Below are 13,767 nucleotides of genomic sequence, written 5' to 3'. Positions count from 1 at the left end.
GTAACTTCCTTTTTAATGTTTATACAAATTTATATAAGTTACCAAAGTTTATATAAGTAATATCCTCTGAGTATTCTTTGACTACATTCTTTGTGTCAAAGATTTGAGTAACATTCATCTTATTAAAATATTCACTCGATAATTCTTTAAATTCATTATGGTCACTTAATACCAACACTAAGTCAGAACCAGATAATGCTGCTTCTAAGTCTTGCTCAACAAAACTCAATTTAACATGTGGATCATAAGCCACTACGTCATATTCCGCTCGTGCATTTAGTTGTTCATAAATATCCATTGCAGGACTTTCTCTAATATCATCAACATTACCTTTATATGTCAAACCAAAAACAGTAATCTTTTGACCATCATTTTTTGCTAATAGTTTTTCAACATTTTCAATTACATACTCCGGCATAGATTTATTTATTTGTCGTGAAAGGTTAATTAACTTAGCCTGTTCAGGTGCTTTCGCAATAATAAAATATGGGTCTACAGCCAAACAGTGTCCACCTACACCTGGTCCTGGTGTGTGCAAGTTAACACGAGGATGTTTATTAGCCATATTAATTACTTCTAAAGCATTAATACCTAATTCATTACATACTTTAGTTAATTCATTAGCTAAGGCAATATTCACATCACGGAAAGTGTTTTCCATAAGTTTAGACATTTCTGCTGTTTTCGCATCCGTTTTAATTATTTCGCCTTGAACAAAAGTACTGTAAACTTCTGCGCCTTTTTCCGTACACTCAGGTGTAACTCCGCCAACAATACGGTTGTTGTGTATTAATTCATGCATTATTTGACCAGGTAATACACGTTCTGGACAATGCACTAGGTAAATATCTTCCCCAATCGTAAATCCAGCTTCCTTAAGACGTGGTTTTACATGGTCATCCATCGTTCTTGGAGCAATTGTCGATTCAACAATTACGACATTACCTTTTTCTAAATAAGGGATAATGTTTTCTGTTGCTTGCATCACAAAAGATAAATCGCATGATAAATACTCATCATTTTTGTTCGGAGTAGGAACAGAGATGATAAAGACGTCAGCTTTTTCTGGTTCTAAGGATGCTCTAAATTTACCTACTTTTAGTACGGATTCCAACGCATCTTGTAGGCCCGGCTCTTCTATATGAATTTTACCATTATTCAACATTTCAACAGCTTCTTTTTTTACATCTACGCCAACAACATCTACATCATGACTCGCAAACATAATCGAAGTTGGTAGACCTATATAACCTAATCCAATAGTACATAATTTCACAATAAAAACCTTCTTTCTTTAATTTATGGAGCATTAATATTTTCTGTAAATTTCTAATAAATTATTTTGCTCTATGTCCCAATTATACTTCATTCGAGCTTTTTTGCAATTTGAACTATAATATTCACGTTTTTCTGGGTTTTCCAACAAATAGTTGACACCTTTTGCTATTTCCTTCGGATCGTGAGGGTCGATAGTAACTCCCACTTCGCTTTCTTCAACAGCTCGCTTAATTTCAGGAAAGTTACATGCGACAACAGGGACTTCACTCATCATGTATTCAAATAATTTATTCGAAGATGCAGACCAGTGATTAAAATTAATGTTATTTAAAACTTGAAATCCAAGGTAAGCATTTTTAGTATACTTAGGTAGTTCTCTGACAGGTACCTTTGGTATAAATCGGATTCCTTCTTCTAGTCCTCTCTCTTTCACCATATGTTGAAGCTTTTCTTTAATTTTTCCGTCACCTATAAAAACTAAAGTACCTTCTTTAAACAGCGGATATGCTTCAATTAACTTTTCAAGACCTCTACCAGCCTGTATACCACCTTGATAAAGTAAAATCTTTTCATTGGGTGGTAATTTTAACATTTCGTGCAGATTTACCTTATCGTCTGTTTGTTGTATTTCAATAGATGGATAATTATGAAGTACATATGGATAGAATCCATATAAATCTTCATTATATTTTGCACGAGTATCATTTTCTACAATCATACTGTCCATTCTTTTTATAAAAAACTGTTCAAATCTTTTGTACCAAGGACTATCATATCCTGTTCTACTAGTTTGAACTTCATGCGAATCATATATTAATGGTTTTTTCTTAAATCTCCATTTGGCACTTATATAGCCCTGTGGTAAGGTGTTTAAATCATTGGAGTGATAAATATCATAATTACCTCGATGACCTTTTATAATCATCCTTAGTATTAAGGCCCCTCTAATCCATACTACACGAACCTTTGTTTTTAATAATAAAATAACTAAAATGCTTAAAGGTACTATAACCCATGGTAAAAAGTATACAAGAAAGCCCCAAAGAAATAATATTGGGAGTAGTGGCCACTTTTGGCCAACAGCAAACCTGTAACATTTTTGTAAAAACAATAACGAACTAGGATATCTTTTCATCCGAAATACCCTGAAATGATCATTTAATTCTTCATATCGTGAAATTGTCGGATCATTAGGATCGTCGATACATATTAATTCAACATCATAACCATTTTTCGACAAAGTCGTACATTCTCTTAGAACTCTTGCGTCATTGGTAAAATGGTTCCAAACAAACATTCCAACTCTTTTCATAATCCAAAACCTCTTCTATTCATTAAGTAAGGGCATTATTTTTTCTATATTCTTTTCCCATAGAAAATGTGCGTTAATTAATTCACCGCAATTTTCTTCTAACTGCTTTCTTATTTCTATATTCTCTTTTAAATAGATAATTTTATCTACAATTCGACCAATTTCTTCATTTTCAAATACATACCCTACTTTATTTTGGGTAATCAAGTTAGCTGCTTGACCTTTGACAGCTGCAATTACTGGTGTTTTACATGTTATATAATCGATAACTTTGCCAGGTAAAACTGTTGAAAAAACTTCCTCATCGTTTAGTAGAGCTACTGCGCAATTACTTTGGGAAATGACTTTTAATGTCTCTTTTCTTGTCATCGGATTATTTAACTTAACATATTTCAAATTGTTCTTTTCTATAAACTCTTTAAACTCTGTTGCTCTTGCGCCATATCCAATTATCTCAAAATGAATATCGTGATTGTTTAATTTCTTTGCAAGTTCTTGTAACTTTTCAGTATCTTGTGCCAATCCAAGATTTCCAGCGTAAACAACTTGGAAATGATCGTCTTCCTTTTTGATTATATTATCAATTTCTTTTGCTCTAGCTCCATTGGGTAAAAACAAAATTGTTTTTTCTTTATCTTTAAGTTTTGACAAAATATGTGCCTTAAATCCCAAGCTATTAATAATGATAGCATCCGCATTGTTATACATTTTCTTTTCTAAGAATTTGAAAATTTTAAGAACAAATTTATTATTAAACTTTCTTACACCTGTAAGAGAATCCGGCCAGAGATCCCTTACCTCCAAAATTAATTTTGTTTTATATAACTTTTTTGCTATAAATGCTGATAAAACGATAAAAATTGGTGGACTGCTAACTAAAATGTAATCATACTTTTCCTTTTTAAGTTTAAAAATTTTTTTTGTGAAGGATAACGCTATTTCACCATAAAATTTAAGCCTTCCTAGCATACTATTTTCGTACTTTTTTGTTTTAATTGGGAGGCGCATTATTTTCTCGTTATTGTTAAGATTTTCTTCATCCCAAAATATACGTTGTTTATATAAGTTTTTATTAGGGTAAGCTGGTTCTGTCGTTAAAACATGCGTATCTATATTCTTTTCCGATAGTAGTTCGAATATGTTTTTCATTCGATTTCCAGCACTACCTATTACAGGATAAAAATTTTGTGTAATAATTAATAGTTTTTGCATCATTTACTCCCCAATATTAGACTGCATGCCTCCTAGATTCTACTACATTAATTGATTTTATGACAAGATTTTACTAATTGCAATTACATAGAGTTTATTAAATGTTACATTTTAATAACAGAGGCAAACTATATATTGATAGTTTGCCCCGCAGAACAATAATTTATGCTAGCTTTATATATTTATCTATTACTCTATGAGTTAGTCTTTAAACCACTTTTGTGCACGTAACCAACTCGTCCAGATACTAATATCCTGTACCAATTTCCATAATCACTAACAACCGGATACTGATTGTTTTCTAATATAGTAGCAAATTGAATTAATCGACCAGTACTATTGTCATAAACCGGTAAATTTTGTGTGGTAGTAAATATCCTATTAGAATTTTTATAATTTTCATTTAATCCTGTAATCGTGTTAGAACTCTCTGGCTTTGTACCACTTTTATGAATATACCCGTAACCTTTGCCAAATTGAATTCGATGCCAATTACCATAATCGCTAATTCTTTTGTAGACTTCTCCTTTTGTAAGAGTCCCTATCTGAACCAAACTTCCCGTGCTGTTGTCATATACTGGTAATTCATTCGTTGTAACTTCAAAATAATCAGAGAAGGAAACAGTATTCATATCTAATGTAACATTACTCTTATGAATATATCCCACTCGATCTGATATTAAGACCCTATACCAATTTCCATAATCTGAAACGATAGGATAATTTTTACCTTTTTCAATCACTGCAAATTGGACTAGTTTCCCTGTACTATTATCAAATACAGGAGAATCAACTTTTGTAATAAATTGTTGATCTGAGTTTTTGAACCTATTATTTTCATTTTTTATTTTTGGATTGTTAACCGGAATAGTGGCATTTTCATGTACATAGCCATAAATGTTACCAAACTGAATACGATGCCAGTTTCCATAGTCACTGATCCTCGGGAAAACCTGCCCTTTCGTCAATAAACCTACCTGTACTAATTTTCCGGTTCGATTATCATAAATAGGAGTGTCTTCTTTTACTTCAAAGTATCTATCGCTATTAAAAAATTCGATTTGAAGTCCACTTTTATGGATGTAACCCACTCGATTTGCAACAATAATCCGAAGCCAGTTCCCATAGTCGGATGTAATCGGATAGGTAGTATTACTTTTTATTTCAGCAAATTTTATTAACTGACCAGAACTATTATCATATACTGGCATGTCCATAGCAGCAGTAAGATTTCTTTCTATATTCCTATTACTACTTTCGTTTAGAAGCGCACTACCACTCGCAAATTCTACATTTGATTTATGAATGTAACCATAAATGTCTCCAAACTGGATTTTATTCCAGTTACCATAATCCTGAATACGAGGGTATACTTGTCCTTTTTCTAGGCGTCCAACTTCAATTAGTTTGCCTGTTCTATTATCATAAACTGGAGCATTTTCTGTTATTACGGTAAAATATTTTGCTGGTGCTTGAATGAGTCCATAGCCATATACGTTATCTCTTCCATTTGGCCCTAGATCTACCGCTTCATTTTGCAAAATTGTTCTAATTTCATTCGCTTTTAAATTTGGATATGCTTCCTTCATTAAAGCTATAGTAGCTGTAGCATAAGCACTTGCCATACTTGTACCATCCATAACAGCATATTTATTATTTAAATAAGTGCTTAATATTTTCACACCAGGAGCAGCAATTTCTACAGCATTACCGGTAGAAGAAAAATTAGGGCGTACGTTATTTTCATTTACAGCCGCTACAGCAATTGTTCCTGGATATCTTGCAGGAATATCTACATTATCTTGTGTTTCGTTACTTGAACCATCATTTCCAGATGCTGCAACAATAATTACCCCATCATCGTAACCTGTTTGTACCATCCGTTCCAATACTGATGATTCATCTTGTATACCTATACTTAAATTTATGATATCCATGTCATTGTTTAAAGCCCAATTCAGACCCATTATCAAATCAGACAAATATCCATGCCCATTGCTATCGAGTACTTTAACAGCATAAATGTCTGATTTCGGTGCAACGCCTCTAATTCCAAGACTATTGTGCTGAGCCGAAATAATACCTGCTACATGTGTGCCGTGACCATTATCATCCATATAAGAGTTCGTATAATCGACAAAAGATACACCATCCCTTACCACTAAATCCTCATGTTTAAAATCAATACCAGTATCTAAAATTGCAATTTTAACCCCTCTTCCACTATAGTTACTATTCCAAGGCATTAAAGCATTCACTTGTCCGATGCCCCAATCTGTTACTTCCTCCTTCACTTTTACAACTTGATCTTCCTCGATACTGACTATATCAGGATGGATTTTTAATTTTTCTATACCGTCCTGACTCATTTTTGCAGTAACCATAGAGATGGAATCAATTCTATTTATAATTTCTCCTTTTAAACTCTTAATTAATTCTTCATTTATTTCATTTTTAAATATAATTAAGTATTGATTCTTGGGCAATTCGATTTCTTTTACTTCATCTGTGTTAACGTCAGGAACAACAATATCCATGTCCTGGGAGATTTGATCTGATTGCATTCCATCATCTATATTTTCAACATCATTAGACCTTTCTTCAAAACCTTCTCCTACTTTATCTTGTGTTTTATACTCATAGAGAAGATTTTCAGCGCCGTTTCGTTTTTCTTTGCTAATATCATCTTCCCCCTCAACATTACAGGAAGTTAGAATAAAGATAACCGCTAGTAGATATGTCAACTTTTTCATTGTTGCTTCACCCATTTCACCATATAAATTTTTATATACGCAACTAGATTTCTACATGATCCTTATGAACATATCCCACTTTTCCTGATAAAATTATACGATACCAATTTCCATAATCACTCGCAATTGGGTATCTTGCACCTTTCAAGATAGTAGCAATAGGAATTAGTCTTCCTGTACTATTATCATATACAGGTATATTATCCTTTGCTTTAAATATATTGTCAGTATCCATAAAAACCTTATTCTCACCAATAATATCCGATTTCACACTCGGCATCGTTCCACTTTTATGAACATATCCATATACTCCTCCAAAGTCGATCCGATGCCAATTTCCATAATCACTAACCCTTTCATATACTTGACCTTTTTTTAACAATCCTATTTGGATAAGCTCACCTGTCCTGTTATCATAAACCGGTAAATCTTGGACTGTCTTGAAATATTTGTCATAGGGGATTGAATTGATATCTACTTCCACTTCATTCTTATGGACATAACCAACTTTTCCTGATAATACGATCCTATACCAATTTCCATAATCGCTTACTATTGGAAATTCCCCTCCCCTTAGAAGTGTTGCGAAAGGCACTAACTTACCTGAACTATTATCATAAACAGTTACGTTTTCTTTCGTTTTAATAATTATATTTGTATCTTCAAAGTACTTATTTCCACCAGTAATTTTAGCAGATTCACTTGGTTTGGTACCATTTTTTTGAACATATCCATATACTCCTCCAAAGTCGATCCGATGCCAATTTCCATAATCGCTAACTCTTTCATACACCTGTCCTCTTTTCAGGTTGCCGATTTGAATGAGTTTACCTGTTTTGTTATCATAGACAGGCAAATCTACTTCTGTAACTTCAAAATATTTCCCAAAAGGAACCGTACTCATATCTACTTCTACATTACTTTTGTGTACATATCCAACTTTACCCGATAAAATAATACGGTACCAATTTCCATAATCGCTCGCAATTGGAAATGTACTACCTTTAAGAATGGTCGCAAAAGGAACTAATTCTCCGGTACTGTTATCATAGACTGTAATGTTTTCCTTTGCTTCAAAGATTGTCTCCTTATCATTAAACGTTTTATTTAATCCTGTAGCTTCTAATTGACTACTCTGTATAGTATCATTTTTATGAACATATCCATATTTATCTCCAAAATCAATTCGATGCCAATTTCCATAATCACTAACTCTCTTGAAAACTTGACCCTTCTGTAAAGTTCCCACTTGTATTAGTTCCCCTGTCCTATTGTCATAAACTGGCGTATTATCGCTAATGACCTCAAAATAGTCTTCGGTTACAGTTGTTATAGTATTATCATTATCTATGATTGTAGGTACATATAACTTTTGTCCAACATAGATAGTATCGGAGCTCAAATTATTTAGTAACTTTATGGAGCTTACAGTTGTTTTATAATTTAGAGCTATTTTTGTCAAAGTATCTCCTGGTGCCACTGTGTATACTGTTGTAGTTGCAACTTCATCACTATTATCTGGGTTATACACAGGTGTTTCTGCTCCATGACCTAGCAGCCAAGCCCCATAATCTGACCATACATCAGGACTTTCTTGACCTAAACTCCAACTGCCTGTCCCTTTAATCTCATACTCATGAACCAAGTTCACTTTTGCTTCAATAGATCTACTATCCTCATACCAAATATGATAAGTACCAGGACCTAATACATTCCCAGAATAAGTAAAAGTTTCATCTATTTCTTTTATTTTGACAATAGCTTTTGGAGATTGAGCAGCCTCATCATATACAATTGTAGATTCATATTTACTTACCATTTCATCAATTCTATTCTTAGGAATTCCATACCCACCATAACTTTTCCCTTCCTGCCAATATCGTCCATAAAATGGGATACCTAATACAATCTTATCCTTTGATACACCTTGATTTATTGCATATTCAATACTCCTTTTTACCCAAGGCAAACTGGCGACAGGACCCTCCTCACCACCTTGGTAGCTTTCATCATACGCCATTATCATCAAGTAATCACTATATTTTGCGAGTTCATTATAATCATAAGATCCATGCCAACCTTTAGACCACCCATTCGGATTAGCAGCAACCGCAACAGAAACTTCTTTATTTGCAGGAACCTTTTCTCTTAAAAGCCGGACAAAGTCAGTATAGTTTTCTCGATCTACATCTGTTACATTTTCAATATCCACATTGATGCCATCTAAGTTATATTTTTCTATGATACCTGCAATTTCTGTGGATAATTCTTCTCTGTTTTCTAGGGCTATTCTACCCAACGTACGGTCCCAATGATTACTTAAAAATGGGACAACTTTTATCCCTTGTTGATGCATTCTCGTAATAAAGTATGTGTCGAATTGACTTGTGAGTTTTAAAGAACCGTCCGCATTAAGGTCAAAATAACTTGGAGAAACGACTTTGAGATTCCCTCTCGTACTTTCAATTTGCTTTAAATAAGTGGAAGTAACTCCAAAGTACAAATAGGACATATTAAAATCCGTTTCGTGTGCGAATGCATTTTGAATAGGACTTAACGTAAAGGAGGAGACCAAAATTGTACCAAGCATTATTTTTACTGTAGCTTTTTTTAAACTAGGGAATTTCCTTTTAATTAACGACTTAGCCGCTTTGTTTAGATCTTGATGTCTATTAGTTTTTACATTTAAAAACTCTGAAGAAAATTCAGTAAGGTGGTTATTTAAGTTAATAATAATTATAGTCTCATCATTGTCCTCTTTAACTTTAATGTCGTTAAAATATTCCATCTAACTCATCCTTTTTACAAGTTGTATGGATTATTTTCTTCATTTACTAAACAAGTATTCTTTAGGATGATAGTAAAAAAGCAGCCAACAATTGCTACTTTTTCATTTTCCGTTTATCATAATTTCCAAACCACCCAACAACCTTCCCACTCAAATCATCCAAATACGTATAAACCACCGGAATAAGCACCAATGTAAAAGCACTGGATACCGTCAGTCCAAAAATAATCACAATGGCCAGTGGTTGCTGAGCCTCCGCTCCTTCTCCAATGCCAAGCGCTAGCGGGATCATAGCAAGCACCGTAGTCAGCGTTGTCATTAAGATTGGACGCAACCGACTTGGACCGGCATTCAGAATTGCTTCCCTTCGTAATTGTCCCCGCCGCCTTAAGATATTAATGTAATCCACGAGCACGATGGCGTTATTGACTACAATTCCTGCGAGCATGATGATCCCGATAAACGCTGGAATGCTTAGTGGCATATTGGTGACATATAAGCCAAGAAGAATTCCCACAACCGTTGCTGGCAGGGAAAACATGATGACAAATGGATGCAGGAAGTTTTCAAATTGGACTGCCATCACCGCATACACTAGGAAAATCGAAAATAAGAGCGCCATTGAGAGCTGTGTGAAGGATTCCATCATGTCCTCTGCTTGTCCACCAATCGAATAGGAATACCCTTCTGGAAAGCGAATCTGGTCTAATTTTACTTCCACTTCCTCCATCACACTTCCCAAGTCCCTGTCCACAATATCACTTGTTACGTTAATTTGGCGTTGTTGGTTTTCTCTCGCAAGGCTTGCTGGTCCTTGTACTTGTTTTAATTCTGCTATTGTGGAGAGTGGAATCAATGCCCCAGTTGGTGTTTCGATTGGGAGGGACTCCATGTCCTCAATTGTCGTTCGCTTTTCTTCTGGTAATACAACACGCACGTCGATTTCATTGCCTTCTGCTCGGAATCTGGATGCAATTTGTCCACTTACGCCGAGCTGTACTTGACTCATTACTTGTGGATAGCTTAAGCCATATTGAAGAGCAAGCTCACGATTTATCACAATATGCACTTCGGGCTGCCCTTCCATTGCGGATGTTGTGGGATTGTGGATCCCCTCAATATCTCCAATTAAATACGTAATCTGCTCCCCAAGCTCTGTCAGCACCTCATGGTCAGGACCGTTTACATGTATTTGTACGGGAGATCCCATTCCAAGACCTGAGCTCATGTCGATGACTTCTATTTCTGCACCAGGGATTTTGTTAAGCTCCCCGCTGAGTGCTGTGACCATTTCCGTAGTCGAAATGCTCCGCTCCTCTTTTGGAACGAGCTGCATCCTATAGCTCGCTTCATTAGAGGAGGAAGTAAATCCAAACCCTCCGCCACCTACTGTGATAAAGTTCGTTTCGATATTATCTTCATATTTAGCAAGTACCTCGTTAACCTCTTCAACGATTTGTTCAGTAGACTGTAAATTGGTACCTGATGGCGTCTCCACTCGAATCTCAATTTGGCCTTGATCAGAGGCCGGGATAAATTCCGTGCCAATCATCGGGATTAACGCAAGGCTAAGACCAATTGCCCCTAATGTTCCAAACACCGTTGTTTTTCGATGCTTCAAGCAAAACCTTAGCACCCGTTTATAGCCTTTGTTTACTTTATCAAGAAATCGATCAAACCAATAACGCCGCCCTTTCTTTTTGTCCATTTTCGTTAATAGCTTGGACGAAAGCATTGGAACCAGCGTTACCGAAACTATTAAGGAAGCAATCAGTGCAAAGGATATGGTCATCGCTAATGGCGTGAACAACTCCGATGCGATTCCTTCTACGAAAACGATTGGTAAGAAGACTACAAGTGTCGTTGTCGTGGATGCGATTACGGCAGGCGCAAGCTCGGACGCTCCAACCCTTGCCGCTTCTTTTAAGGAATACCCTTGCTGCCTGTAGGAAACGATATTTTCTAAAATTACGATGGAGGAGTCGACCATCATCCCAATTCCAAGCGCAAGTCCACCCATTGTTAATACATTCACTGTCTCCCCGGTAAAATACATTAGGGTGAAGGTGGAGATAATCGCAATCGGAATGGAGATCCCAATCACAAGTGTCGCCCGCACACTATTTAAAAACAAAATTAAAATCAGTGCCGAAAAGATAGCCCCTATCACCATATTCTGCAAGACGGAATCGATAGACATGCGAATGAAGGTGGAGGTATCAAATACGATGCTCAAATCGACACCCTCAGGCAAGTCCTTTTTCATCTCCTCCACCGCGTCATACATCATATCCGCAACCTCCACCGTGTTTCCTTCCGTCTTTTTCAACACAGATAAAACAATGGATGGCTTCCCATTCACATAGGATAAGGAGGTTTGTTCTTTTTCCACAATCGCAACTTCTGCAATATCCTCTACTGTTATTACGGCTCCCGTTTCGGTTTGGATTAGGGTATTTTTGATATCCGTTACCGTTTCGAATTCTCCGGGGATACGAATTTGAAGGTTTTGATCCCCCTTATCAATCACCCCAGCAGAAGCAGATTGATTGGAAGCGCCGATTGCCTGGATAACTTGGTTTGTCGTTAAGTCATATTGCAACAGCTTGTCTTGCTGCAATGTAACCTGAACCTCTTCCAACACGCCGCCCTCCACACGAACTGAGGCAACCCCTTCTTGGCGTTCAAAGTATGGGACAAGCTGATTATCCGCAATGCTCTGCAGCTCTTTCGCGTCCTCTCCAGTTAAGCCAACCCACAAAACAGGAATTTGGTTCGGGTCAAAGCGCAGCACATTCGGTTCTCCCGCAGAGTCTGGTAACATCCCCTTAACTTGGTCTACCTTTTCCCGAACCTCCAGCAAAACCGAATCCAGGTCAGCACCAGTATTGAACAGGAGCACAACAAGAGACGCTCCCGGCTGCGACCGAGATTGAAAGGATTCAATACCTTCAATCGAAATAACCGCAGACTCAATCGGCCGCGATACAAACTCTTCTACCTCTTGAGGTGCCGCCCCTTCATAGGTAGTCGAAATAACCGCAATCGGCAAGTCGATTTTCGGATACAAATCAATTGTTAAATTTCGAAGCGAAACAAAACCAAGCGCTAATATGGAGAGAACAATCATAATGACGCCAACTGGCCGGCGTACCGAAGTATCTACAAGCTTCACTTACCCTTCCTCCTTCATTACTTCCACCTGTGCCCCGTCTTCTAACGTGAATTGCCCCTTCGTCACGACCTGATCCCCTGCCTGAACATCCCCATCTATCGCTGTCTTTTCCGTCTGTGTTTGGAGAATAGTGATTGGAATTCTTTTCGCAGTGTCGTTTTCAATAATGAAAATATATGAATTGTCCTTCTCTTCCACAACGCTAGCGGTTGGCACAATAATTGCATGATCTATTTCAGATACGCTCATTTGCGCCTCTGCAATCATACCTGGTTTCACCGCATGATTCGGATTCGAAAGCGACGCTTCAATCGGATATAATCCCGTATCATCCGGTGTGACACTTATATAGTGAACTGTTGCCATTTTGGCTTTATCCTTGACTGTGACTTTAATATCTTGGCCCTCTTTAAATAAATCGAGCTGCTCCGCAGTTGCGTGGAACGTAATCTTCACATCGTCCAAATCAATCACCGCTCCAATTGGGTTTTGATTGGAAACTTTTGACCCCTCCTGAATGGACAATTGATGAATCGTACCACCATGAGGCGCTTCCACTACAACGTTCCCAGGGTTAATCCGCGCAATCACATCCCCAGTCTGCACTTCATCCCCATTGGCCACTGCTAGCTCCGTAATTTCTCCCGCCGTCACCGGAATAATAGACGTCATTTGATTCGGACTCACTTTCCCATAAAAGGTCTCTTCTGTTGTGAGCGCACCCTCCCGAACCGCCTCCACCTCTACAGGGATCACAAGCTCCTCCGCCCGCTCCACATCATCCTGATCACTACAACCCGATAAAACCATCACCGCACCCATTGCAATTTTCATCAGCCACCTCATCACAACCGCTCCTTTTACCGTTCATTATGATATAAAAATACAGGATAAAATTGGTATATTCAACCTGGGGTGGAGTGGATTATCTTGGTGTTTGGGGGAATTGTTAGGAGGAGGCGGGGAATTGTTGTCGGGTTTTGCGGGATTATTGGGTGGAGTTGGAGGATTATTATGGGGTTTCGCGGGATTTACGAATTGTGTTGGAGGATTATTATAAGATTGCGCGGAATTCCTACGCCGTGTTGGAGGATTATTTTATCCTATTGCGGGATTCGCGCGCGGAGCTAGAGGATTAATTTGAAATTTTATCGAATTCCTACGCCGTGTTGGAGGATTATTTTATCCTATTGCGGGATTCGTGCGCCGTGTTGGAGGTTTGTATGACTTTTAGATTTAATTTCTGCCC

7 protein-coding genes are annotated in these 13,767 nt (G+C 37.1%); all 7 read right to left on the bottom strand.

What is annotated here, in order from left to right:
- Positions 1–19: 19 nt before the first annotated feature.
- The gene (locus tag C1A05_RS01890; protein WP_102026473.1) at positions 20–1,276 is read right to left on the bottom strand and encodes a nucleotide sugar dehydrogenase; all 1,257 of its coding nucleotides are present in this window, start codon (positions 1,274–1,276) and stop codon (positions 20–22) included.
- Positions 1,277–1,309: 33 nt separating this feature from the next.
- Positions 1,310–2,590 carry a glycosyltransferase gene (locus C1A05_RS01885; protein ID WP_441346755.1) on the bottom strand — a complete coding sequence of 427 codons (1,281 nt, stop codon included), beginning with the start codon at positions 2,588–2,590 and terminating at the stop codon, positions 1,310–1,312.
- A 15-nt stretch (positions 2,591–2,605) separates the two neighbouring features.
- Positions 2,606–3,802, bottom strand: a complete 1,197-nt coding sequence (locus C1A05_RS01880) for a glycosyltransferase family 4 protein (protein WP_159461967.1) — start codon at positions 3,800–3,802, stop codon at positions 2,606–2,608.
- A gap of 194 nt (positions 3,803–3,996) precedes the next feature.
- On the bottom strand, positions 3,997–6,555 hold the full coding sequence (locus C1A05_RS01875) for a S8 family peptidase (RefSeq protein ID WP_159461966.1): 2,559 nt from the start codon (positions 6,553–6,555) through the stop codon (positions 3,997–3,999).
- A 43-nt stretch (positions 6,556–6,598) separates the two neighbouring features.
- Positions 6,599–9,343, bottom strand: coding sequence for a glycosyl hydrolase family 18 protein (locus C1A05_RS17945; RefSeq protein WP_159461965.1), 2,745 nt, complete (start codon positions 9,341–9,343; stop codon positions 6,599–6,601).
- Positions 9,344–9,437: 94 nt separating this feature from the next.
- Positions 9,438–12,518 (bottom strand): efflux RND transporter permease subunit, encoded by a 3,081-nt coding sequence (locus C1A05_RS01865; protein ID WP_102026470.1) that lies wholly within the window; start codon positions 12,516–12,518, stop codon positions 9,438–9,440.
- Positions 12,519–13,364, bottom strand: a complete 846-nt coding sequence (locus C1A05_RS01860; RefSeq protein ID WP_102026469.1) for an efflux RND transporter periplasmic adaptor subunit — start codon at positions 13,362–13,364, stop codon at positions 12,519–12,521.
- Between the last annotated feature and the right edge of the window lie 403 nt (positions 13,365–13,767).

It is taken from the genome of Salirhabdus sp. Marseille-P4669, from assembly GCF_900240405.1.
In the GTDB taxonomy this organism is placed as follows: Bacteria; Bacillota; Bacilli; order Bacillales; family Alkalibacillaceae; genus OEQK01.
This window is presented reverse-complemented; position numbering and strand designations above follow the sequence as displayed.